Consider the following 23915-nt stretch of genomic DNA (forward strand, 5'->3'; position numbering starts at 1 on the left):
TGTCAATTTGCCATAGCGGCAGCTTTTGCGCTGTGTTTATGTCGACTGGCCATCATGAAAGATGAGGCGCGCCGACGCCTGCCCGACGAAATGCGTTTTGCCCCCGCAAAGTGGTTGATTCGGGAGGAAATGCTGGGCGCTGCGTCACAATAAATAGCCGTCTGGCTGGGGAACCAGATGGGGCTTTTCTCTTCTAAGCTTCTGGTTGGCAGCATGCCATCCCCCCGTCCGCCCAGGAGTTTCACCATGTCCCTGCGTTCTCTCGCTCTGTTGTCGTTCTGCGTGCTGTTGGCTGCATGCGGCAAGATCAATCAGGAAAACTATTCCAAGCTGTCGGCCGGCATGCCCAAGGCCGAAGTTGAAAAACTGCTGGGCAAACCAACCGATTGTTCCGGCGCGCTGGGCATGTCCAGCTGCACCTGGGGTGACAAGAACAGCTTTATCAGCGTGCAGTACGCCGGTGACAAAGTGCTGATGTTTTCCGGGCAAGGCCTGAAGTAAAAAAAACCGGGGCCACGTGCCCACGGGAGAAAAATAATGATGCGTTTGCTAGTCACTCTTCTGGCCGGTCTGTTGTTGGCCGGTTGCGCCACTTCCCGGGATGATTCACTGGCGCCCAAGACCGCTAATCACGTCGATCTCAAGCGTTACCAAGGGACCTGGTACGAGCTGGCGCGTTTGCCGATGTATTTCCAGCGCAATTGCGCGCAATCCGAAGCCCGCTACACCCTGTTGCCCGAAGGCAATATGGCGGTACTCAACCGCTGCCTGACCTCCAATTGGCAATGGGAAGAGGTGCGGGGCACCGCGACGCCGCAGGCGCCGGACAAAACCGACAAGCTGTGGGTCGAGTTCGATACCTGGTTTTCCCGGTTGATACCGGGCCTGGCCAAGGGCGACTACTGGGTGCTGTATGTGAGCGACGACTACAAGACCGCCATTGTCGGCAACCCGGATCGTCGATACCTGTGGTTGTTGTCGCGCCGGCCGAATGTCAGCGAGGCGGTTCGCGAGGACCTGCTGAGCAGGGCGCGCCAGCAGGGTTATGACACCACTCGCCTGATCTGGCGCGTGTCGGACAAGGCGATGGCCAAGACCTCGAAGTGAATCCATGCGGGAGCCAGCGTGCTGGCTCCCGCGGTGACTAGCTTCAGCCGAGCAGGTCGCGCAGCACCTGGGTAAAGGCCCGATTACTTTCTTCCTCGCCTGCGTGACGTCCGTCGCGCACTACCCACTGACCGTTGACCAGCACATCGCGCACCTGGCGATCGCCACCGGCGAACAGCCAGCGGTTGAGAATGCCGTCGCCCTCGGCGGTGGCCAGGTAAGGATCGCTGCCGTCGAGCACCAGCCAGTCGGCGCGCTTGCCCACTTCCAGGGCGCCGATCGGTTGCCCCAGGGCCTGGGCGCCGCCGTCCAGTGCGGCGTCGTACAGGGTCCGGCCAACCATCGGCTGGTCGCTGCGATACAGGCGATTGCGGCGTTGATCGCGCAGGCGCTGGCCGTATTCCGCCCAGCGCAATTCTTCCACCACGCTCAGCGACACATGGCTGTCGGAACCGATGCCCATGCGGCCGCCCTGGGCGAGGAAATCCACCGCCGGGAAAATCCCGTCGCCGAGGTTGGCTTCGGTGGTCAGGCACAGGCCGGCAATCGCTCGGCTCTGCGCCATTAGGCTGACTTCTTCGGCATTCGCGTGGGTGGCATGGACCAGGCACCAGCGCTGATCGACCTCGGTGTTTTCATATAGCCATTGCAGCGGCCGACGCCCGCTCCAGGTCAGGCAGTCGTCGACTTCCTTCTGCTGTTCGGCAATGTGGATATGCACCGGGCACTGCTTGTCGCTGGCGGCCAGCACCTCGCTGATCTGCTGCGGGGTGACCGCGCGCAACGAGTGGAAGCACAGCCCCAGCTGCTGGGCCGGTTGCCGGGCCAGCAGCGGTTGCAGGCGGCTTTGCAGCTTGAGGTAGTTTTCCGTGCTGTTGATGAAGCGGCGCTGGCCTTCGTTGGGCGCCTGGCCGCCGAAACCGGAGTGGCTGTACAGCACTGGCAGCAGGGTCAGGCCGATGCCGGCGGCGCTGGCGGCCTGGCTGATACGCAGGGACAGCTCGGCCGGGTCGGCGTAGGGCTGGCCGTTGGTGTCGTGATGCACGTAATGGAATTCGGCGACCGAGGTGTAACCGGCCTTGAGCATTTCGATGTACAGCTGACGGGCGATGATGCCCAACTGGTCCGGGCTGATCTTGCCCACCAGGCGATACATCAGGTCGCGCCAGGTCCAGAAGCTGTCGTTGGGGTTGCCGGCCACTTCCGCCAGCCCGGCCATCGCCCGCTGGAACGCATGGGAGTGCAGGTTGGGCATGCCCGGCAGCAGCGGGCCCTGTAGCCGCTCGGCGCCTTCTGCGCTGGCATCGGCCTGGATGTGGGTCAACAGGCCGTCGGCGCTGACCTCGAGACGTACGTTGTTGGCCCATCCGTTAGGCAGCAGTGCGCGTTCGGCAAAGAAGGCGGACATGGTTCAAGCACCCCGTCGTGTGTTATTTGTATATACATATACAGACGTTTGCCTGCTTGGTAAACTCCGGCAAGCTAGCCTCTTTCTTCAGCCAACAAGGATTTCCCGTGCCGACTCCGCCCGCCAACTCCCCGCTGGCCGCCCATCTGGGCGATAGTCCGGCGCCCCTGTACGCCCGCGTCAAGCAGATGATCACCCAGCAGATCGAGAGTGGAAACTGGCCGCCGCATTACCGCGTTCCCTCGGAAAGCGAGCTGGTCAGCCAGCTGGGTTTCAGCCGCATGACCATCAACCGCGCCCTGCGCGAGATGACCGCCGAAGGCCTGCTGGTGCGCATGCAGGGCGTGGGGACTTTCGTCGCCGAACCGAAAAGCCAGTCGGCGCTGTTCGAGGTGCACAACATCGCCGACGAGATCGCCTCGCGCGGTCATCGCCATACCTGCAAGGTCATCACCCTGGGTGAAGAGGCGGCCGGTTCCGAGCGCGCCGTGGCCCTGGAAATGCGCGAAGGGCAGAGGGTCTTCCACTCGCTGATCGTGCATTTCGAAAACGATATCCCGGTGCAGATCGAGGACCGTTTCGTCAACGCGCTGGTGGCGCCGGATTACCTCAAGCAGGATTTCACCCAGCAGACCCCCTACGCCTACCTGAACCAGGTCGCGCCGCTGACCGAGGGCGAGCACGTGGTCGAGGCGATTCTGGCCGAGCCGGAAGAATGCAAGTTGCTGCAGATCGAGCGCGGCGAGCCATGCCTGCTGATTCGCCGCCGGACCTGGTCCGGCCGCCAGCCGGTGACCGCCGCGCGCCTGATCCACCCGGGTTCTCGTCACAGCCTGGAAGGGCGGTTTCATAAGTAAGGGGCATCAATGACTCAGTTGAACGTTTTGCGCGCGGCCAACTACCCGCGCATGCCGTGGAAGAACGGCGGTGGCAGTACCGAAGAGATCACCCGGGACGCCGGCGTCGGCCTGGAAGGTTTCGGCTGGCGGTTGTCGATCGCCGATATCGGCGAGTCCGGCGGCTTCTCCAGCTTCGCCGGCTACCAGCGGATCATTACCGTGCTGCAAGGCGCGGGCATGACCCTGACGGTGGACGGCGAGGACACCCGGGCACTGTTGCCGCTGGACCCCTTTGCCTTCAGTGGCGCCAGCCAGGTCGCGTGCACCCTGATCGACGGGCCGATTCGCGACTTCAACCTGATCTACGCGCCGGACCGCTACAGCGCTCGCTTGCAATGGCTGCAGGGTGGCCAGCGCTTCTTCACCCAGGCCGGCACGGTGCTGGTATTCAGCGTGGCCGAGGAAATGCGCGCCGACCTGGGTGGCGGTGTCGCCGCCTTGCTTGAGCGCCATGACTGCCTGCAACTGCTCGGTAACCCCGGCTTGCGGGAAGTCAGCGTCAGCGGCGCTTGCTGCGTGATCGAGCTGACAGCCATCTGACCTGTAGCCGCTGCCGCAGGCTGCGATAGGCCGGGGTCGCGCTCGACTCGAAGAGCCTCCGGGGCCTGCAAGAGCGCGTCTCCTTCGGAGCCGATCGCAGCCTTCGGCAGCGGCTACACAAGGCTTGTTTCTCTCCCTTCCTGATGTTGTTTCCCTCGCGCACCAATTTGTTACCGAACGCCCCAGCGTGGCGCAAAGCCCTGGCGAAGTAACAGCTCTCACTCCTCTCGCCATATCCCCCGCGAAAAAATAATCGACGCCGAAACCCTTGATCCAAGGGCCTCTCCAGCATTTCCAGAGATTTTCTTGAAGGCTCATTCCATGAGTTGGCCGATCGATTGCATATGCTTGTATGTACAAGTAAAGACGTATGCGTATGAGTCACTGAAGACTCTTCGCAGCGTCCCCTGATTCGCTTGCTGCGCAGCGCCCTGCGCGCAGGCACGCTCGCCCACTGCCTGGGTTGGTTTGGATTGATCGCTGAGGAGTTTTTTCGTGACTGAGAATAAACCTACGAAATACCGGAACGTCGAAATTCGCGCTGCCCGCGGCAACAAGCTGACCGCCAAGAGCTGGCTGACGGAAGCACCGCTGCGCATGCTGATGAACAACCTCGACCCGGAAGTCGCCGAGAACCCGAAAGAGCTGGTGGTCTACGGTGGCATCGGCCGCGCCGCGCGCAACTGGGAGTGCTACGACAAGATCGTCGAGAGCCTGACCAACCTGAATGACGACGAGACCCTGCTGGTGCAATCCGGCAAGCCGGTCGGCGTGTTCAAGACCCACAGCAACGCCCCGCGCGTGCTGATCGCCAACTCCAACCTGGTACCGCACTGGGCCACCTGGGAACACTTCAACGAACTGGATGCCAAGGGCCTGGCCATGTATGGCCAGATGACCGCCGGCAGCTGGATCTACATCGGCAGCCAGGGCATCGTCCAGGGCACCTATGAAACCTTCGTCGAAGCCGGTCGCCAGCACTACAACGATGACCTCAAGGGCCGCTGGGTCCTGACCGCCGGCCTCGGCGGCATGGGTGGCGCCCAGCCTCTGGCCGCGACCCTGGCCGGCGCCTGCTCGCTGAATATCGAATGCCAGCAGACCAGCATCGATTTCCGTTTGAAGACCCGCTATGTCGACGAACAGGCCAAAGACCTGGACGACGCCCTGGCGCGTATCGCCAAGTACACCGCCGAAGGCAAGGCGATCTCCATCGCCCTGTGCGGTAACGCGGCTGAAATCCTTCCGGAAATGGTCCGTCGCGGCGTGCGTCCGGACATGGTCACCGACCAGACCAGCGCCCACGACCCGCTCAACGGCTACCTGCCGGCCGGCTGGACCTGGGAGCAGTACCGCGAGCGCGCCAAGACCGAGCCGGCCGCGGTGGTCAAGGCGGCCAAGCAATCGATGGCCGTGCACGTCAAGGCCATGCTCGACTTCCAGAAGCAGGGCATCCCGACCTTCGACTACGGCAACAACATCCGTCAGATGGCCCAGGAAGAAGGCGTCGAGAACGCTTTCGACTTCCCAGGCTTCGTACCGGCCTATATCCGTCCGCTGTTCTGCCGCGGCATCGGTCCGTTCCGCTGGGCCGCGCTGTCGGGCGACCCGCAGGACATCTACAAGACCGACGCCAAGGTCAAGGAACTGATCCCGGACGACGCTCACCTGCACAACTGGCTGGACATGGCGCGCGAGCGCATCAGCTTCCAGGGCCTGCCGGCGCGTATCTGCTGGGTTGGCCTGGGCCTGCGCGCCAAGCTCGGCCTGGCGTTCAACGAAATGGTGCGCAGCGGCGAGCTATCGGCGCCGATCGTCATCGGTCGCGACCACCTGGACTCCGGCTCGGTATCCAGCCCGAACCGCGAAACCGAATCGATGCAGGACGGCTCCGACGCCGTGTCCGACTGGCCACTGCTCAACGCCCTGCTGAACACCGCCAGCGGCGCGACCTGGGTTTCCCTGCACCACGGCGGCGGCGTCGGCATGGGCTTCTCCCAGCACTCCGGGATGGTGATCGTCTGCGACGGTACCGACGAAGCGGCCGAGCGTATCGCCCGTGTGCTGCATAACGACCCGGGTACCGGTGTCATGCGCCACGCCGATGCCGGTTACCAGATCGCCATCGACTGCGCCAAGGAACAGGGCCTGAACCTGCCGATGATCACTGGCAAGTAAGCTCCCGGCGGATTGCCGCCAGGATTAGGGAAGAAGCCGTCGCACGCTGCAGTGCGGCGGCTCGGTCCATGTAGCAGTGCTTTGACATGACAAGAATCTCCCGGGAGAACAATAACGATGTCCACGGCCAGCGATAGCTCCAAACCCCTGATCGAACGGCGCTCGATCAACTACATCCCCGAGGCTGAACGCCACGGCAAGCTCTACAGCCAGTTCACCCTGTGGTTGGGGGCTAACCTGCAGATCACGGCCATTGTCACTGGCGCTCTGGCGGTGGTGCTGGGCGGTGATGTGTTCTGGTCGCTGATCGGCTTGCTCATCGGGCAACTGCTGGGCGGCGGTGTGATGGCGTTGCACGCGGCGCAAGGGCCCAAGCTCGGCCTGCCGCAGATGATCTCCAGTCGGGTTCAGTTCGGCGTCTATGGCGCGGCCATTCCGATCGTCCTGGTCTGCCTGATGTACCTGGGCTTCACCGCCACCGGCACGGTGCTTTCCGGCCAGGCGCTGGGCCAGCTGTTCGGCGTCAGCGACAGTGTCGGCATCCTGATCTTCGCCAGCGTCATTGTGCTGGTCACGGTGCTCGGCTACCGGGTGATCCATTTCATCGGTCGCGCCGCCAGCGTCATTGGCGTGATCGCTTTCGTTTATCTGTTCAGTCGCCTGATGAGCCAGACCGACGTTGGCGCACTCCTGGAAATCCGCCACTTCAGCTGGAGCAGCTTCCTGCTCGCGGTGTCGCTCGCCGCGTCCTGGCAGATCGCCTTCGGCCCCTACGTGGCCGACTATTCGCGCTACCTGCCGAGCAAGACCTCTTCGGTGAAAACCTTCCTCGCCGCTGGCGCGGGTTCGGTGATCGGCGCGCAGGTGGCGATGATGCTCGGCGTGTTCGCCGCGGCCATGGCCGACGGGCAGTTCGCCGGCCACGAAGTGGCCTACATCGTCGGCCTGGGCGGCAGCGGTGCCACCGCCGCGCTGCTGTACTTCAGCATCGCCTTCGGCAAGATCACCATCTCGACGCTGAACTCCTACGGCAGCTTCATGTGCATCGCCACCATCATCAGTGGCTTCCGTGGCCACCTGGAGGTGACGCGCTTGCAACGCCTGGTGTTCGTGCTGGTCATCGTCGGTACCGCGACCCTGATCGCCTTGCTCGGCCAGCACTCGTTTCTCGGTGCGTTCAAGTCTTTCATCCTCTTCCTGCTGGCCTTCTTCACCCCGTGGAGTGCGGTCAACCTGGTGGACTACTACTGCATTACCCGCGAGCACTATGACGTGCCGGCGCTGGCCGATCCGAACGGTCGCTATGGCCGCTGGAACATCCTCGGTATCAGCGTCTATGTGATCGGTGTGCTGGTGCAGCTGCCGTTCATCGCCACCAAGTTCTACACCGGCCCGCTGGTGGAAACCCTGGGTGGCGTGGATATCTCCTGGATCGTCGGCCTGGTGGTTCCCGCGGCGCTGTATTACGTCTGCGCGAAGAAATGGCATGGCGCCGTACCCGATCGCCTGATCCTGCCGGTAGAGCAGGACTCGATCACAGAACAAAAGCTGAGTGGGGCAGGCCGCGCTACCGCGGTCTAGACCTGATTGGACGTGGACGGGCTGGATGCCTCTTGACTGCCGTAATCCATTTCAATGATTGGGAGCGTCACACAATGAAAATGAATAAGACCCTGCTGACCACTTTGCTTTCCATGGGCCTGCTGGCCAGCGCCGGCGCTACCCAGGCGGCCGGCTGGTGCGAGTCCGGCAAACCGGTGAAATTCGCCGGCCTGAACTGGGAAAGCGGCATGTTGCTGACCGACGTGCTGCAAGTGGTCCTGGAAAAAGGCTACGGCTGCAAGACCGACAGCCTGCCAGGCAACTCCATCACCATGGAGAACGCCCTGAGCAGCAATGACATCCAGGTTTTCGCCGAGGAATGGGTCGGTCGCAGCGAGGTCTGGAACAAGGCCGAGAAGGCCGGCAAGGTGGTCGGCGTCGGCGCCCCGGTGGTGGGCGCCATCGAAGGCTGGTACGTGCCGCGCTACGTGATCGAAGGCGATGCCAAGCGCAAGCTGGAAGCCAAGGCCCCGGACCTGAAGAACATCGCCGACCTGGGCAAGTACGCCAGCGTATTCAAGGACCCGGAAGAGCCGAGCAAAGGCCGTTTCTATAACTGCCCGGCCGGCTGGACCTGCGAGCTGGACAACAGCGAGATGCTGAAAAGCTACGGCCTGGAAAGCAGCTACACCAACTTCCGCCCAGGCACCGGCCCGGCGCTGGATGCCGCGGTGCTGTCGAGCTACAAGCGTGGCGAACCGATCCTGTTCTACTACTGGTCGCCAACCCCGCTGATGGGCCAGGTCGACCTGGTGAAGCTGGAAGAAAAACCGGGCGTGGACAAGAGCGTGACCATCAAGGTCGGCCTGTCCAAGACCTTCCACGAGGAAGCGCCCGAGCTGGTGGCCGTGCTGGAAAAGGTCAACCTGCCGATCGACCTGCTCAACCAGAATCTGGGCCGCATGGCGAAGGAACGTATCGAATCGCCGAAGCTGGCGAAAATTTTCCTCAAGGAACATCCTGAAGTCTGGCACGCATGGGTGAGCGACGACGCAGCCAAGAAAATCGACGCGGCCTTGTAGGTAGAGCCTTCCCGGCTGCCTGAAGCGCAGCCGGGAGCCTTGCCGCAACCCACTTGATCGAGAGCCTCTCTATGTTTCCTGAAAGCTTCACCTTTTCCATCGCCGACTGGGTCAACGGTTGGGTCGATTCGCTGGTGACCAACTACGGCGATGTGTTCCGCCACATCTCCGACACCCTGCTGTGGGCCATCGTCAACCTCGAAGGCCTGCTGCGCCTGGCGCCCTGGTGGCTGATGCTGGCGATCGTCGGCGGCATCGCCTGGCATTCGACCCGCAAGCTGGTGACCACCGCGGTGATCGTCGGCCTGCTGTTCCTGGTGGGTGCGGTCGGCCTGTGGGACAAGCTGATGCAGACCCTGGCACTGATGCTGGTGGCGACCTTCATTTCGGTGCTGATCGGCATTCCCCTGGGGATCCTCTCGGCGCGCAGCAATCGCCTGCGTTCGGTGCTGATGCCGCTCTTGGACATCATGCAGACCATGCCGAGCTTCGTGTACCTGATCCCGGTGCTGATGCTGTTCGGCCTGGGCAAGGTGCCGGCGATCTTCGCCACCGTGATCTACGCCGCGCCGCCGCTGATCCGCCTGACCGACCTGGGCATTCGCCAGGTCGACGGCGAAGTCATGGAGGCGATCAACGCCTTCGGCGCCAACCGCTGGCAGCAACTGTTCGGCGTGCAACTGCCGCTGGCCCTGCCGAGCATCATGGCCGGGATCAACCAGACCACCATGATGGCCCTGTCGATGGTGGTGATCGCCTCGATGATCGGTGCCCGTGGCCTGGGCGAAGACGTGCTGGTAGGCATCCAGACCCTCAACGTCGGCCGTGGCCTGGAAGCCGGCCTGGCGATCGTGATTCTGGCCGTGGTCATCGACCGTATTACCCAAGCCTATGGTCGTCCACGCCATGAGGTGAGCAAATGAACGACGCAATCGTGAGCAAGATCGAAGTCAAGAACGTCTTCAAGATTTTCGGCAACCGTTCGGCCGACGCGCTGAACATGATTCGCCAGAACAAGACCAAGGACCAGGTGCTGGCCGAGACCGGTTGCGTGGTCGGGGTCAACGACCTGTCGCTGAGCATCGGCACCGGCGAGATCTTCGTGATCATGGGCCTGTCCGGCTCCGGCAAGTCGACGTTGGTACGCCACTTCAACCGCCTGATCGATCCGACCAGCGGCGCGATCCTGGTGGATGGCGTGGACATCCTGCAATACGACATGGAAGCCCTGCGCGAATTTCGCCGGCACAAGATCAGCATGGTGTTCCAGAGCTTCGGCCTGCTGCCGCACAAGACCGTGCTGGAAAACACCGCCTACGGCCTCAAGGTGCGGGGCGAGAGCAAGGAAGTCTGCACCGAGCGCGCGCTGCACTGGATCAACACCGTGGGCCTGAAGGGCTACGAGAACAAGTACCCGCACCAGCTGTCCGGCGGCATGCGCCAGCGCGTCGGCCTGGCCCGTGCCCTGGCGGCGGACACCGACATCATCCTGATGGACGAGGCCTTCAGCGCCCTCGACCCGCTGATCCGCGCCGAGATGCAGGACCAGCTGCTGGAGCTGCAAAAGACCCTGCACAAGACCATCGTCTTCATTACCCACGACCTCGACGAGGCCGTGCGCATCGGCAACCGCATCGCGATCCTCAAGGATGGCCGGCTGATCCAGGTCGGCACGCCGAAAGAGATCCTGCATTCGCCGGCGGACGAGTATGTCGACCGTTTCGTGCAGCGGCGCGCGGCGGTGGTTTAAAGGCTTGGGAGTGGGGGGGCTGTAGGTTTTTATCGCGAGCAAGCTCGCTCCTACAGATTTTTCACGGCCTGTAGGAGCGAGCTTGCTCGCGATAGACCGCGAAGCGGTCTCAATAAAGTATTCGAGGGTCCTGGCATGTCGCAGGCTGAAAAAATCGTTATCGCCGACGCCCCGCTGCGTTGGCAGGATGTGGTCGCCGTGGCCCGGCATGGCGCACAGCTTGAGCTGTCGGCCCAGGCCTGGGCGCGCATCGAGAATGCCCAGGCCATCGTCCAGCGCATCGTCGTCAGCGGCGAACGCGCCTATGGCATCAACACCGGTCTTGGCGCGCTGTGCAACGTTTCGCTGCAGGACGAACAGCTCAGCCAGCTGTCGCGCAACACCCTGCTCAGCCATGCCTGTGGCGTGGGTGCGCCGCTGGCCGACGAGCAGACCCGGGCGATCATCTGCGCGGCTGTCGTCAACTACAGCCACGGCAAGTCCGGCCTGCATCGCCGGGTGGTCGAGGCGCTGCTGGCCCTGCTCAATCGTGGCATCACCCCACAAGTGCCGTCCCAGGGGTCGGTGGGTTACCTGACCCATATGGCCCATATCAGCATCGCCTTGCTCGGTGTCGGCCAGGTCAGCTATCGCGGGCAGGTCGTGTCGGCCGAGCAGGCGCTGGCGGCGGAAGGCCTGAAGCCGGTGCAACTGGGGGCCAAGGACGGTCTGTGCCTGGTCAACGGTACGCCGTGCATGACCGGCCTGAGCTGCCTGGCCCTGGCCGATGCCACGCGCCTGCTGCAATGGGCCGATGTGATCGGCGCCATGAGCTTCGAGGCCCAGCGCGGGCAGATCGCCGCGTTCGATGCCGAGATCATCGCGCTCAAGCCGCACCCGGGCATGCAGCAGGTCGGCATCAACCTGCGCGCCTTGCTCGACGGCAGCGAAGTGATTTCCGCCAGCAAAGGCATCCGCACCCAGGATGCCCTGAGCATCCGTTCCATCCCGCAGGTTCACGGCGCCGCCCGCGATCAGTTGGCGCACGCGACGCAGCAGGTCGAAACCGAGCTCAACTCGGTCACCGATAACCCGATGGTGCTGGGCACTGCGGACAACTACCGGGTGATGTCCCAGGCCAACCCCCACGGCCAGTCGGTGGCACTGGCGGCGGACCTGCTGGCGATCGCCATGGCCGAGATCGGCTCGATCGCCGAGCGCCGCCTGGACCGCCTGATCAGCCCTCATGTCAGCGGTTTGCCGGCGTTTCTGGTGAGCAACCCCGGGGTCAACTCCGGGATGATGATCGTCCAGTACGTCGCTGCCTCGCTGTGCGCGGAAAACCGCCAGCTGGCGCAACCGGCGGTGCTCGACAACTACGTCACCTCCGGCCTGCAGGAAGACCACCTGAGCCTGGGCACCAACGCCGCGTTGAAGCTTTCCCGCGCGCTGGAAAACTGCACCCAGATCCTCGCCATCGAGTACCTGCTGGCGGCCCAGGCCTTCGAATTTCTCAAGGAGCAGCGTTTCGGTGCCGGCACCGAGGCAGCCTGGAAGTTGTTGCGTCAGCGGGTTCCGGCCTATGACCAGGACCGCTGGCTGGCCCCGGACATCGCCAGCGCGGCGGCGCTGCTCAAGGCTCCGGCCTTGCTGCAGGAGGTTTTACCGGGCGTGCGCTGAAGCGCGCCCTGCAAGTACAGGATTTTCCAAGACAACGGTTTCCACGAAAAACCAGCGTGCCAAGGCGCCACTCGCTCACCAACGGCGGGCTGCGACGGACAACGGAAGCTTCCGGAGCGACTGGTAGTTAATAACAAACTCTCAAAAGGAGCATGAATGTGACTGCGCTAAATCTGATTCCCGGCCAACTGACCCTGGCCCAATTGCGTGCCGTCTACCAACAGCCGGTAACCCTCAGCCTCGATAACAGCGCCTCGGCACAGATCGATGCCAGCGTCGCCTGTGTCGAGCAGATCCTCGCCGAGAACCGCACCGCCTACGGCATCAACACCGGTTTCGGCCTGCTGGCGTCGACCCGTATCGCCAGCGAAGACCTGGAAAACCTCCAGCGCTCCCTGGTGCTGTCCCATGCCGCCGGTGTCGGCGAGCCGATCAGCGACGCCCTGGTGCGCCTGATCATGGTGCTCAAGGTCAACAGCCTGAGCCGTGGTTTCTCCGGTATCCGCCGCCAGGTGATCGACGCGCTGATCGCCCTGGTCAACGCCGAGGTCTACCCGCATATCCCGCTCAAGGGGTCGGTGGGCGCTTCCGGCGACCTCGCGCCGCTGGCCCATATGTCCCTGGTACTGCTGGGTGAAGGCAAGGCCCGTTATAAAGGCCAATGGCTGGACGCCACCGAAGCCCTGAGCGTGGCCGGCCTCAAGCCGCTGACCCTGGCGGCCAAGGAAGGCCTGGCGCTGCTCAACGGCACCCAGGTTTCCACCGCGTTTGCCCTGCGTGGCCTGTTCGAAGGCGAAGACCTGTTCGCCGGTGCCCTGGCCTGCGGCGGCCTGACCGTCGAGGCGGTGCTGGGCTCGCGTTCGCCGTTTGATGCGCGGATTCATGCCGCCCGTGGCCAGAAAGGCCAGATCGATGCCGCCGCGGCTTACCGCGACCTGCTGGGCGACAGCAGCGAAGTCTCCAAGTCGCACCAGAACTGCGACAAGGTGCAGGATCCGTACTCCCTGCGCTGCCAGCCACAGGTCATGGGCGCCTGCCTGACCCAGTTCCGCCAGGCCGCCGAGGTGCTGGTGGTCGAAGCCAACGCCGTGTCGGATAACCCGCTGGTGTTCGCCGCCGAGGGCGATGTGATCTCCGGTGGCAACTTCCACGCCGAGCCGGTGGCCATGGCCGCCGATAACATGGCCCTGGCCATCGCCGAAATCGGTTCCCTGAGCGAGCGCCGTATCTCGCTGATGATGGACAAGCACATGTCCCAGCTGCCGCCGTTCCTGGTGGCCAATGGCGGGGTCAACTCCGGCTTCATGATCGCCCAGGTGACCGCCGCGGCCCTGGCCAGCGAAAACAAGGCGCTGGCCCATCCGCACTCGGTGGACAGCCTGCCGACTTCCGCCAACCAGGAAGACCACGTGTCCATGGCGCCCGCCGCTGGCAAGCGCCTGTGGGAAATGGCCGAAAACACCCGTGGCATCCTCGCCGTGGAATGGCTGGCGGCCTGCCAGGGCCTGGACCTGCGTGACGGCCTGAAGACCTCGACCAAGCTGGAAAAGGCCCGTGCCACCCTGCGTAGCAAAGTGCCGTTCTACGAGAAGGACCGCTTCTTCGCCCCGGACATCAATGCCGCGAGCGAACTGCTGGCATCCCGTTGCCTGAACGAGCTGCTGCCGGCCAAGTTGCTGCCGAGCCTGTAACGACCATGCCTGTAGCCGCTGCTGAGGTACGAAGCTGCGAAGCGGTCCGCAGGACCGCCGTCGGGGGCTGCTGCGCAGCCCATCGCAGCTTCGTACCTCGGCAGCGGCTACGGTTTGGGTTTTCTCCGATAAAAATAATTAGGAACGAGAAATGCAACAGCAAGCTCAAGGATTGAAACGCGGGCTGTCCGCCCGACATATTCGCTTCATGGCGCTGGGGTCGGCGATCGGCACCGGGCTGTTCTATGGTTCCGCCTCGGCCATCCAGATGGCCGGTCCCGCGGTCCTCCTGGCCTACCTGATCGGTGGCGCCGCGGTGTTCATGGTGATGCGCGCGCTGGGTGAGATGGCCGTGCACAACCCGGTGTCCGGCTCGTTTGGCCACTACGCCAGCAATTACCTGGGACCACTGCCGGGCTTTATCCTCGGTTGGACCTACGCCTTTGAAATGATCATCGTCTGCCTGGCCGACGTCACGGCTTTTGGCATCTATATGGGCTTCTGGTTTCCGGAAGTGGCGCGCTGGGTCTGGGTGCTCGGCATCGTGTTCCTGATCGGCGGCCTCAACCTGTGTAACGTCAAGGTCTTCGGCGAAATGGAGTTCTGGCTGTCGCTGCTGAAAGTCGGCGCGATTGTCGCGATGATCCTCGCCGGCTTCGGCATCATGTTGTTCGGTATCGGTTCGGCCAGCAGCGAGCAGGCCACCGGGGTGGCCAACCTCTGGGCCCACGGCGGCTTCATGCCCCACGGCATTGGCGGCCTGATCGCTTCGTTCGCGGTGGTGATGTTCGCTTTTGGCGGCATCGAGATCATCGGTATCACCGCCGGTGAAGCCAAGGACCCGCAGCGGGTCATCCCCAAGGCGATCAACGCGGTGCCGATGCGCATCCTGCTGTTCTATGTGCTGACCCTGTTCGTGCTGATGGCCATCTATCCATGGCCGCAGATCGGCAGCCAGGGCAGCCCGTTCGTGCAGATCTTCGACAACCTGGGCATCGGCTCGGCGGCGACCATCCTCAATATCGTGGTGATCTCGGCGGCGGTGTCGGCGATCAACAGCGACATCTTCGGCGCCGGACGCATGATGTACGGCCTGGCCCAGCAAGGGCAGGCGCCCAAAGGCTTTGCCCAACTGTCGAAGCACGGCGTGCCGTGGATGACCGTGGTGGTCATGGGCGCCGCGCTGCTGGGCGGTGTGCTGCTGAACTACCTGATTCCGGAAAACGTGTTCCTGTTGATTGCCTCGATCGCTACTTTCGCCACGGTCTGGGTCTGGCTGATGATCCTGGTCACCCAGGTGGCCATGCGTCGCTCGATGAGCGCCGAGCAGGTTGCCCAACTGAAATTCCCGGTGCCGTTCTGGCCCTGGGCGCCGGCAGCCGCCATCGTGTTCATGCTGTTCGTCTTCGGTGTGCTGGGTTATTTCCCGCAAACCCAGGCGGCGCTGGCGGTGGGGGCGGTGTGGATCGTGCTGCTGGTGATCGCTTATCTGTTGTGGGTCAAGCCGGCCGCCGGTCAGGCGGTCCAGGTGCACCGCGACCCTTCTTTGTCCCATCGATAATTAACGGAGTCCTCGGATGAAAACTCTCTGGCAACACTGTCACGTCGCAAGCATGGCGCAAGGTGCTTACTCGATCATCGAGGATGCCGCCATCGTGACGTCAGGAGCGCTCATAGAGTGGATCGGCCCGCGCGACCAGGTCCCGGCTGGTAACTATGCCGAGCTGCATGACCTGGCGGGGGCCTGGGTCACCCCGGGCCTGATCGACTGCCACACTCACACGGTATTCGGCGGCAACCGCAGCGGCGAATTCGAGCAACGCCTGCAAGGGGTGAGCTACGCCGAAATCGCCGCCGCCGGTGGCGGTATCGCCAGCACCGTGCGGGCCACCCGCGCGGCGAGCGAGGACGAACTGTTCGACAGCGCCCGCAAGCGCTTGAAAAGCCTGCTGCGCGACGGCGTGACCAGCGTCGAGATCAAGTCCGGCTACGGCCTGGACCTGGCCAGCGAACGCAAGATCCTGCGGGTGATCCGGCGCCTGGGCGCCGAGCTGCCGGTCAGTGTGCGCAGCACCTGCCTGGCGGCCCACGCCTTGCCGCCGGAATACGCCGAGCGTGCGGACGACTATATCGAGCACATCTGCAACGAAATGCTCCCGGCCCTGGCGGCCGAGGGCCTGGTGGACGCGGTGGATGCGTTCTGCGAATACCTGGCGTTCTCGCCGGAGCAGGTGGAGCGGGTGTTCATCGCCGCGCACAAGCTTGGCCTGCCGGTGAAACTGCACGCCGAGCAGCTGTCGTCGTTGCATGGCTCCAGCCTGGCGGCGCGTTATCACGCGCTGTCGGCCGACCACCTGGAGTTCATGACCGAGGAGGACGCCGTCGCCATGGCCGAGGCCGGCACCGTCGCCGTGCTGCTGCCGGGCGCGTTCTATTTCCTGCGCGAAACCCAGCTGCCGCCGATGGACGCGCTGCGCAAGCACGGGGTGAAGATCGCCGTGGCCAGCGACCTCAACCCCGGCACTTCGCCGGCGCTGTCCCTGCGTCTGATGCTGAACATGGCCTGCACCTGTTTCCGTATGACCCCGGAAGAAGCCCTGGCCGGCGTGACCCTGCATGCGGCCACCGCGCTGGGCATGGAACAGACCCACGGTTCGCTGGAGGCCGGCAAGGTGGCGGACTTCGTCGCCTGGCAGATCGATCGTCCCGCCGACCTGGCCTACTGGCTGGGCGGCGACCTGGAAAAACGCGTCGTGCGCCACGGCGTTGAAGTGGATTTATAGGAGAAGGGTTGTGGATAAGGTTCTGAACTTCAAACAAGGTCGGGTGCCGTTGCTGATCAGCATGCCCCACGCCGGCCTGCGCCTGACGCCCGCGGTCGAGGCCGGGCTGATCCCCGAGGCGCAAAGCCTGCCGGATACCGACTGGCACATTCCCCGGCTCTACGCGTTCGCCGAGGAGCTGGGCGCCAGCACCCTGGCGGCCGAGTATTCGCGTTTCGTCATCGACCTCAATCGCCCATCCGACGACAAGCCTCTATATGTCGGCGCCACCACCGGGTTGTACCCGGCCACGCTGTTCGATGGCGTGCCGCTGTTCCGTGAGGGGCTGGAGCCGTCGAAGCAGGAGCGGGCGACTTACCTGGAGCAGGTCTGGACGCCTTATCACGGCACTTTGCAGCAGGAGCTGGCGCGGTTGAAAGCCGAGTTCGGCTATGCCTTGCTGTTCGATGCACACTCGATCCGCTCGCTGATCCCGCATCTGTTCGAAGGCAAGCTGCCGGACTTCAACCTGGGCACCTTCAATGGCGCCAGCTGTGATGCCGAACTGGCCAGCCAGCTGGAAGCGATCTGCGCCCGCCATGCCGACTACAGCCATGTGCTCAACGGTCGTTTCAAGGGCGGCCATATCACCCGGCACTACGGCAACCCGGCCGAGAACATCCATGCCGTGCAGCTGGAGCTGGCGCAGAGCACCTACATGGAAGAGTTCGAGCCGTTCCGCTACCGCGACGATCTGGCGGCGCCGACCCAGGTGGTGCTCAAGCAGCTGCTGCAAGGGCTGCTGGCCTGGGGGCAGAAGCGTTACGGGCGCTGAAGCCGACAGGAAGCCCTGTAGCCGCTGCCGCAGGCTGCGATAAGGCCGAAGGCCTTCGACGTCCTTCAGACCTTGCGCTCCCTTCGGGAGCGATCGCAGCCTGCGGCAGCGGCTACAGGAGCGAGTCTGTCCGCGGCAAGCCCTTCGACGACAACGCAAAACGCGCAAACAACCCTAATGTCTCCAAGGACATGCTCATTGCGTAATTCGGGTTTATGATGCCGGACGGCAGAATAATTGAAGTCCCCCCAGGGATGACCTCGACCCCTTACGGAGCGCGCAATGCAGACTTTGTACCCGCAGATCAAACCCTATGCCCGGCACGATCTGGCTGTCGACGAACCCCATGTACTGTATGTCGATGAGAGCGGATCCCCGGAAGGTTTGCCGGTGGTGTTCATCCACGGTGGCCCGGGAGCCGGGTGCGATGCCCAGAGTCGCCGTTACTTCGATCCGAACCTGTACCGCATCATCACCTTCGACCAGCGCGGTTGCGGGCGCTCCACCCCGCACGCCAGCCTGGAAAACAACACCACCTGGGACCTGGTCGCCGACCTCGAGCGGATCCGCCTGCACCTGGGCATCGAAAAATGGGTGGTGTTCGGCGGCTCCTGGGGTTCGACCCTGGCCCTGGCTTATGCGCAAACCCATCCTGAGCGTGTTCATGGTCTGATTCTGCGGGGGATCTTTCTGTGCCGTCCGCAGGAAATCGAATGGTTCTACCAGGCCGGCGCCAGCCGTCTGTTCCCCGATTACTGGCAGGACTACGTGGCGCCTATCCCGCTGGACGAGCGCGACGACCTGCTCAGCGCCTTCCACAAGCGTCTCGTCGGTAACGACCAGATCGCCCAGATGCATGCGGCCAAGGCCTGGTCGATCTGGGAAGGGCGGACCGCGACCCTGCGGCCGAACCCGCTGGTGGTCGATCGTTTCTCCGAGCCGCAGCGCGCGCTGTCGATTGCCCGGATCGAATGCCACTACTTCACCAACCATGCGTTCCTCGAGCCGAACCAGCTGATTCGCGACATGGGCAAGATCGCCCACTTGCCGGGCGTGATCGTGCATGGTCGCTACGACGTGATCTGCCCGCTGGACAATGCCTGGGAATTGCATCAGGCCTGGCCGAACAGCGAGCTGCAGGTGATCCGCGATGCCGGTCACGCTGCGTCCGAACCGGGCATCACCGATGCGCTGGTGCGTGCCGCTGATCAGATGGCCCGGCGCCTGCTCGACCTGCCGCCCGAAGAAGCATGAAGGGGCTGTTGCAGCGCGTGCGCGGCGCGCGAGTCGAAGTGGCGGGGGAAATCGTCGGGGCGGTGGACCAGGGTTTGCTGGTGCTGGTGGCGGTGGAGCCCGAGGACACTCGGGCCAGTGCCGACAAACTGCTGCACAAGCTGCTTAACTATCGGGTATTCAGTGATGCCGAGGGCAAGATGAACCTGTCCCTGGCCGATGTGGACGGCGGTTTGCTGCTGGTCTCGCAGTTCACCCTGGCCGCGGACACCAAGAACGGCCTGCGCCCGAGCTTTTCCACGGCGGCGCCGCCGGCCCTCGGCGAAGAACTTTTTGATTATCTGCTATGCAAGGCGCAACAGTTGCATGGCAAAGTAGCATCAGGGCGCTTCGGGGCGGATATGCAGGTCCATCTGGTCAATGATGGCCCGGTAACCTTCCTGTTACAGACCTGAAAGTGCTTGAAACATCTTTTTCGGCCGGAACCGGCCGAAAATAGGCGTTTTTCGCGATAAATACTTGGTCGCCCCTGATGCGTTGTAACGCGGGCTACTAGATAATCGCGCGCTACGGGGATCAGCGTTCGTTGGTCCGTTTTTGACTTAGGTAGAGACTTGTTCGGGACCGTTTGGGGAATCATTTAGCCCCATCGGAGTCGGAACAATGCTCGCCAACCTGGCATATAGATAGCTGGCCGTTGGTTTTTTGATCTGTTTTCGGCGAGGGTTGCTCGTGATTGTTAGTCCCTGTAATGCACCAAAATTGTCTGCCAAACGGTTACGAAACGCACTGGTGACGGGCTCTGCACTGCTTTGCCTGCTTAGCGCCGGCCAACTCTGGGCATTCAATCTGGATGATGTATCGGCCAAGGCTAAGGATCTGGCCGGGCAGAAGTACGAGGCTCCGCGCAGTAACCTGCCGAACGAATTTCGTGAGATGAAGTTCGCGGACTATCAGAAAATCCGCTTCCTGCCTGAAAAGGCCGAGTGGGCCAAGCAGAAAACCCCATTCAAGCTGTCCTTCTATCATCAGGGCATGCATTTCGACACACCGGTGAAAATCAACGAAATCACGGCGAACACCGTCGAAGAGATCAAATACGACTCGACTCGCTTCGACTTCGGCGACCTCAAGTTCGATCCCAAGGCCACCGAGCAGCTCGGTTATGCAGGCTTTCGCGTGCTGTACCCGATCAACAAGGCGGACAAGCAGGACGAAATCATGACCATGCTCGGCGCGAGCTACTTCCGCGTCGTCGGCAAGGGGCACGTCTATGGCCTGTCGGCCCGTGGCTTGGCCATCGACACCGCGCTGCCGTCCGGTGAGGAATTCCCGCGCTTTACCGAATTCTGGATCCAGCAACCCAAGCCGACCGACAAGCACCTGGTGATCTTCGCCCTGCTGGACTCGCCGCGCGCCACCGGCGCCTATCGCCTGACCCTGCGTCCAGGCAGCGACACCATCGTCGACGTCAAGGCCCGGATGTTCCTGCGTGACAAGGTCGGCAAGCTGGGCATCGCCCCGCTGACCAGCATGTTCCTGTTCGGCGCCAACCAGCCGTCGAAAGTCCTCAACTACCGTCGCGAGCTGCACGATTCCAGCGGCCTGTCGATCCATGCCGGCAACGGCGAGTGGATCTGGCGTCCGCTGAACAACCCGAAACACCTGGCCGTGAGCAACTTCTCGGTGGAAAACCCGCGTGGTTTCGGTCTGCTGCAGCGTGGCCGCGACTTCAGCCACTACGAAGACCTCGACGACCGCTACGACAAGCGCCCAAGCGCCTGGATCGAGCCGAAGGGCGACTGGGGCAAAGGCACCGTCGACCTGGTAGAGATCCCGACCGCGGACGAAACCAACGACAACATCGTGGCGTTCTGGAGCCCGGAAAAGCAGCCTGAGCCAGGCCAGCCATTCGATTTCGCCTATCGCCTGCACTGGACCATGGACGAAGCCTCCCTGCATTCGCCGGACAGCTCCTGGGTCGAGCAGACCCTGCGCTCCACCGGTGACGTCAAGCAATCCAACCTGATCCGCCAACCGGACGGCAGCGTGGCTTACCTGGTGGACTTCGAAGGTCCATCCCTGGCGGCATTGCCGGAAGACACCGAGGTGCGCAGCCAGGTCAGCGTCGGCGACAACGCCGAGCTGGTGGAAAACAGCGTGCGCTACAACCCTGAAACCAAGGGCTGGCGCCTGACCCTGCGGATGAAGATCAAGGACCCGAGCAAATCCACCGAGATGCGCGCGGCCCTGGTCAAGAACGCCACCCCTGTCGAGCCGGCCAAGGCCGTATCGCCAGCCTCCAGCGCCTCCATTGCCAAGGCCGACAAAGTCGCCGCCAAGCAGCAGGAGAAGAAAGAGGCGGATGCCAAGCAAGCCGAAGCCAAGCCGGCCAAGGACGCCAAGAACCACAAAGACGCCAAGCAGCCTGCTGCTGCCGAGGCGGCCCCAGCCACACCGGAATCTGTCCCGACCGAGCAAGTCCTGACCGAGACCTGGAGCTACCAGTTGCCTGCCGATGAGTAACGCTCAAGTACAGCCAGAGACTCTTGCCGAGTATCTGGCGCACCTGCCAATGACCGATGAGCAGCGCGCGGAACTCGCGGACTGCAAGTCCTTCAGTGAACTGCACGAACGCCTGTCGTCCTCGACGTTCGACGCGCCCGCCGATGCCGCCCAGGCCTCGGTGGGCCGCCGGCTGACCCTGGGTTCCGCCGAAGAACTGATCGATGCCGAGATGCTGGCGCTCGACGCCAGCGGTCGTGTGTGCCTCAAGGCCACGCCGCCGATCCGTCGGACCAAGGTCGTTCCCGAGCCATGGCGCACCAATATCCTGGTGCGTGGCTGGCGGCGCCTGACCGGTCGGACCAATCCGCCGCAGCCACCGAAAGATCAGAACGTGCTGCCGGCCGCCCGCTGGCGTACCGTCGGTTCGATCCGTCGCTACATCCTGTTGCTGCTGATGCTTGGCCAGACCATCGTCGCCGGCTGGTACATGAAAGGCATCATGCCGTACCAGGGCTGGTCGTTCGTCGACCTGGAAGAAATCACGCGTCAGCCATTGATGCAGACCGCCACCCAGGTACTGCCGTACGCCTTGCAAACCAGCATCCTGATCATGTTCGGCATCCTGTTCTGCTGGGTCTCGGCCGGTTTCTGGACCGCGCTGATGGGCTTCCTCGAACTGCTCACCGGGCATGACAAATACCGTATTTCCGGCAAAAGCGCCGGCAACGAGCCGATCCCCAAGGATGCCCGTACCGCGCTGGTCATGCCGATCTGCAACGAAGACGTGCCGCGGGTATTCGCCGGCTTGCGGGCGACCTTCGAGTCGGTCGCGGCCACTGGCGACCTGGACCGCTTCGACTTCTTCGTGCTCAGCGACAGTAACGAGACCGATATCTGCGTGGCCGAGCAACAGGCCTGGCTGGACGTCTGCCGCGAAACCAAGGGTTTCGGCAAGATCTTCTATCGCCGCCGTCGCCGTCGGGTGAAGCGTAAGAGCGGTAACCTCGACGACTTCTGCCGCCGTTGGGGTGGCGACTACAAGTACATGGTGGTGCTCGACGCCGACAGCGTGATGAGCGGCGAATGCCTGACCAGCCTGGTGCGCCTGATGGAAGCCACGCCGGACGCCGGGATCATCCAGACCGCGCCGAAAGCCTCGGGCATGGACACCCTGTATGCGCGCATGCAGCAGTTCGCCACCCGCGTCTACGGCCCACTGTTCACCGCCGGCCTGCACTTCTGGCAGCTGGGCGAATCCCACTACTGGGGCCATAACGCGATCATCCGCATGAAGCCGTTCATCGAGCACTGCGCCCTGGCGCCGTTGCCCGGTAAAGGTGCCTTCGCCGGTGCGATCCTGTCCCACGACTTCGTCGAAGCGGCGCTGATGCGTCGCGCCGGCTGGGGCGTGTGGATTGCCTACGATCTGCCGGGCAGCTATGAAGAGCTGCCGCCGAACCTGCTGGACGAGCTCAAGCGCGACCGGCGCTGGTGCCACGGCAACCTGATGAACTTCCGCCTGTTCCTGGTCAAGGGCATGCACCCGGTGCACCGTGCGGTGTTCCTCACCGGGGTGATGTCCTACCTGTCGGCGCCGTTGTGGTTCTTCTTCCTGGTGCTGTCGACGGCGCTGCTGGCGGTCAACACGCTGATGGAGCCGCAGTACTTCCTGGAGCCGCGCCAGCTGTATCCGCTGTGGCCGCAATGGCATCCGGACAAGGCGATCGCGCTGTTCTCGACCACTATCGTGCTGCTGTTCCTGCCGAAGCTGTTGAGCATCATCCTGATCTGGGCCAAGGGCGCGAAAGAGTTCGGCGGCAAGTTCAAAGTGACCCTGTCGATGCTGCTGGAGATGCTGTTCTCCATGCTGCTGGCGCCGGTACGGATGATCTTCCACACCCGTTTCGTGCTGGCCGCGTTCCTGGGTTGGGCCGCGACCTGGAACTCGCCACAGCGTGACGACGACTCCACGCCGTGGAGCGAAGCGGTGCGCCGCCATGGTCCGCAGACCCTGCTGGGCTTCTGCTGGGCGCTGCTGGTGATCTGGCTGAACCCGAGCTTCCTCTGGTGGCTGGTGCCGATCGTCGGTTCGCTGATGCTGTCGATCCCGGTGTCGGTGATTTCCAGCCGCGTCGGCCTGGGCCTGAAGTCCCGTGACGAAAGCCTGTTCCTGATCCCCGAGGAATACGCACCGCCCCAGGAACTGCTGTCCACCGATCAGTACACCCATGAGAACCGTTGGCATGCGCTGAACGACGGTTTCATCCGGGCAGTGGTCGATCCGCAGCAGAACGCCCTGGCCTGTGCCCTGGCGACGTCCCGGCACGGCCAGGCCGAGCCGATCGAGTGGCTGCGTATCGAACGTGTCCGGCATGCCCTGAAAGTCGGGCCGGCGGCGCTGAACAACGGCGAGCGCCTGGCGCTGTTGAGCGATCCGGTGGCCCTGGCCCGCCTGCACGAGCAGGTCTGGAGCGAAGGCCACGCCGACTGGCTGAGCGCCTGGCGGCAATCGGTGGATGAAGATCCTCATGCACCGTTGTTGCCGTTGCGACCGCCAACGACAATCGCCCAACCGGCCTGATGACAACGCCCTTGAGAGCACTCTCAAGGGCGTTGTTGTTTGTGGGCCCGCTCTTGTAGCCGCTGCCGCAGGCTGCGATCGATTGGGCGGCATTCCGTACCGAAGGGGACGCAGGATCTTGGGATCGCAGGAGGTCCTAC

At 63.4% G+C, this 23915-nt stretch carries 19 protein-coding genes; 18 read left to right on the forward strand and 1 reads right to left on the reverse strand.

Annotated features, from left to right (window positions below):
- The first annotated feature begins 246 nt into the window (after positions 1–246).
- Positions 247–501, forward strand: coding sequence for a hypothetical protein (locus BM019_RS17080; RefSeq protein WP_007925924.1), 255 nt, complete (start codon positions 247–249; stop codon positions 499–501).
- Between the two features lie 36 nt (positions 502–537).
- Positions 538–1107, forward strand: coding sequence for a lipocalin family protein (locus tag BM019_RS17085; RefSeq protein WP_009041786.1), 570 nt, complete (start codon positions 538–540; stop codon positions 1105–1107).
- 43 nt (positions 1108–1150) lie between these two features.
- Here BM019_RS17085 and BM019_RS17090 read toward each other — a convergent pair whose 3' ends face one another.
- On the reverse strand, positions 1151–2515 hold the full coding sequence (locus tag BM019_RS17090; protein WP_092418984.1) for a formimidoylglutamate deiminase: 1365 nt from the start codon (positions 2513–2515) through the stop codon (positions 1151–1153).
- 188 nt (positions 2516–2703) lie between these two features.
- Between BM019_RS17090 and hutC the strand changes: the two genes are divergently transcribed.
- The 16 genes from hutC (at position 2704) to mdoH (ending at position 23775) form a co-directional block, all read left to right on the forward strand.
- Positions 2704–3372 (forward strand): histidine utilization repressor, encoded by a 669-nt coding sequence (gene hutC, locus BM019_RS17095; RefSeq protein WP_239691088.1) that lies wholly within the window; start codon positions 2704–2706, stop codon positions 3370–3372.
- A gap of 9 nt (positions 3373–3381) precedes the next feature.
- Positions 3382–3954, forward strand: coding sequence for a HutD/Ves family protein (locus tag BM019_RS17100; RefSeq protein WP_092418988.1), 573 nt, complete (start codon positions 3382–3384; stop codon positions 3952–3954).
- Positions 3955–4449: 495 nt separating this feature from the next.
- Positions 4450–6132, forward strand: coding sequence for a urocanate hydratase (gene hutU / locus BM019_RS17105; RefSeq protein ID WP_007925917.1), 1683 nt, complete (start codon positions 4450–4452; stop codon positions 6130–6132).
- A 117-nt stretch (positions 6133–6249) separates the two neighbouring features.
- Entirely contained in the window at positions 6250–7713 is a 1464-nt protein-coding gene (locus BM019_RS17110) for a purine-cytosine permease family protein (protein ID WP_092418990.1), read from the forward strand.
- Between the two features lie 74 nt (positions 7714–7787).
- Entirely contained in the window at positions 7788–8756 is a 969-nt protein-coding gene (locus BM019_RS17115; protein ID WP_007925914.1) for an ABC transporter substrate-binding protein, read from the forward strand.
- A 71-nt stretch (positions 8757–8827) separates the two neighbouring features.
- Entirely contained in the window at positions 8828–9679 is an 852-nt protein-coding gene (locus BM019_RS17120) for an ABC transporter permease (RefSeq protein WP_009046564.1), read from the forward strand.
- Complete coding sequence (locus BM019_RS17125; RefSeq protein WP_007925912.1) at positions 9676–10506, forward strand: quaternary amine ABC transporter ATP-binding protein; 831 nt, start codon at positions 9676–9678, stop codon at positions 10504–10506. The genes BM019_RS17120 and BM019_RS17125 overlap by 4 nt, the downstream gene beginning before the upstream one ends.
- Positions 10507–10641: 135 nt before the next feature.
- The gene (gene hutH, locus BM019_RS17130) at positions 10642–12165 is read left to right on the forward strand and encodes a histidine ammonia-lyase (RefSeq protein WP_092418992.1); all 1524 of its coding nucleotides are present in this window, start codon (positions 10642–10644) and stop codon (positions 12163–12165) included.
- 152 nt (positions 12166–12317) lie between these two features.
- Complete coding sequence (gene hutH / locus BM019_RS17135; protein WP_092418994.1) at positions 12318–13856, forward strand: histidine ammonia-lyase; 1539 nt, start codon at positions 12318–12320, stop codon at positions 13854–13856.
- A gap of 151 nt (positions 13857–14007) precedes the next feature.
- Positions 14008–15417, forward strand: coding sequence for an amino acid permease (locus BM019_RS17140; protein ID WP_062823922.1), 1410 nt, complete (start codon positions 14008–14010; stop codon positions 15415–15417).
- Between the two features lie 16 nt (positions 15418–15433).
- On the forward strand, positions 15434–16639 hold the full coding sequence (gene hutI / locus BM019_RS17145) for an imidazolonepropionase (RefSeq protein WP_085533497.1): 1206 nt from the start codon (positions 15434–15436) through the stop codon (positions 16637–16639).
- A 10-nt stretch (positions 16640–16649) separates the two neighbouring features.
- Positions 16650–17453, forward strand: coding sequence for an N-formylglutamate deformylase (gene hutG / locus BM019_RS17150; RefSeq protein ID WP_062823920.1), 804 nt, complete (start codon positions 16650–16652; stop codon positions 17451–17453).
- 282 nt (positions 17454–17735) lie between these two features.
- Positions 17736–18707 (forward strand): prolyl aminopeptidase, encoded by a 972-nt coding sequence (gene pip, locus BM019_RS17155; protein ID WP_007925901.1) that lies wholly within the window; start codon positions 17736–17738, stop codon positions 18705–18707.
- A complete protein-coding gene (dtd, locus tag BM019_RS17160) occupies positions 18704–19141 on the forward strand; it encodes a D-aminoacyl-tRNA deacylase (RefSeq protein WP_007925900.1) in 438 nt (145 codons plus the stop codon). The genes pip and dtd overlap by 4 nt, the downstream gene beginning before the upstream one ends.
- A gap of 277 nt (positions 19142–19418) precedes the next feature.
- On the forward strand, positions 19419–21212 hold the full coding sequence (locus tag BM019_RS17165; protein WP_085533787.1) for a glucan biosynthesis protein G: 1794 nt from the start codon (positions 19419–19421) through the stop codon (positions 21210–21212).
- Positions 21205–23775, forward strand: coding sequence for a glucans biosynthesis glucosyltransferase MdoH (gene mdoH, locus BM019_RS17170; RefSeq protein WP_092418996.1), 2571 nt, complete (start codon positions 21205–21207; stop codon positions 23773–23775). The genes BM019_RS17165 and mdoH overlap by 8 nt, the downstream gene beginning before the upstream one ends.
- Positions 23776–23915: the final 140 nt, after the last annotated feature.

This window comes from Pseudomonas sp. NFPP07, assembly GCF_900115645.1.
Taxonomy (GTDB): Bacteria; Pseudomonadota; Gammaproteobacteria; order Pseudomonadales; family Pseudomonadaceae; genus Aquipseudomonas; species Aquipseudomonas chlororaphis.

What these genes read in the sequence shown, in the direction of transcription:
- BM019_RS17080 (WP_007925924.1), top strand. Translation starts at nt 247, where the DNA reads ATGTCCCTGCGTTCTCTCGCTCTGTTGTCGTTCTGCGTGCTGTTGGCT.
- BM019_RS17085 (WP_009041786.1), top strand. Translation starts at nt 538, where the DNA reads ATGATGCGTTTGCTAGTCACTCTTCTGGCCGGTCTGTTGTTGGCCGGT.
- BM019_RS17090 (WP_092418984.1), bottom strand. Translation starts at nt 2,515, where the DNA reads ATGTCCGCCTTCTTTGCCGAACGCGCACTGCTGCCTAACGGATGGGCC.
- hutC (WP_239691088.1), top strand. Translation starts at nt 2,704, where the DNA reads ATGATCACCCAGCAGATCGAGAGTGGAAACTGGCCGCCGCATTACCGC.
- BM019_RS17100 (WP_092418988.1), top strand. Translation starts at nt 3,382, where the DNA reads ATGACTCAGTTGAACGTTTTGCGCGCGGCCAACTACCCGCGCATGCCG.
- BM019_RS17110 (WP_092418990.1), top strand. Translation starts at nt 6,250, where the DNA reads ATGTCCACGGCCAGCGATAGCTCCAAACCCCTGATCGAACGGCGCTCG.
- BM019_RS17115 (WP_007925914.1), top strand. Translation starts at nt 7,788, where the DNA reads ATGAAAATGAATAAGACCCTGCTGACCACTTTGCTTTCCATGGGCCTG.
- BM019_RS17120 (WP_009046564.1), top strand. Translation starts at nt 8,828, where the DNA reads ATGTTTCCTGAAAGCTTCACCTTTTCCATCGCCGACTGGGTCAACGGT.
- BM019_RS17125 (WP_007925912.1), top strand. Translation starts at nt 9,676, where the DNA reads ATGAACGACGCAATCGTGAGCAAGATCGAAGTCAAGAACGTCTTCAAG.
- hutH (WP_092418992.1), top strand. Translation starts at nt 10,642, where the DNA reads ATGTCGCAGGCTGAAAAAATCGTTATCGCCGACGCCCCGCTGCGTTGG.
- hutH (WP_092418994.1), top strand. Translation starts at nt 12,318, where the DNA reads ATGAATGTGACTGCGCTAAATCTGATTCCCGGCCAACTGACCCTGGCC.
- BM019_RS17140 (WP_062823922.1), top strand. Translation starts at nt 14,008, where the DNA reads ATGCAACAGCAAGCTCAAGGATTGAAACGCGGGCTGTCCGCCCGACAT.
- hutI (WP_085533497.1), top strand. Translation starts at nt 15,434, where the DNA reads ATGAAAACTCTCTGGCAACACTGTCACGTCGCAAGCATGGCGCAAGGT.
- pip (WP_007925901.1), top strand. Translation starts at nt 17,736, where the DNA reads ATGCAGACTTTGTACCCGCAGATCAAACCCTATGCCCGGCACGATCTG.
- dtd (WP_007925900.1), top strand. Translation starts at nt 18,704, where the DNA reads ATGAAGGGGCTGTTGCAGCGCGTGCGCGGCGCGCGAGTCGAAGTGGCG.
- mdoH (WP_092418996.1), top strand. Translation starts at nt 21,205, where the DNA reads ATGAGTAACGCTCAAGTACAGCCAGAGACTCTTGCCGAGTATCTGGCG.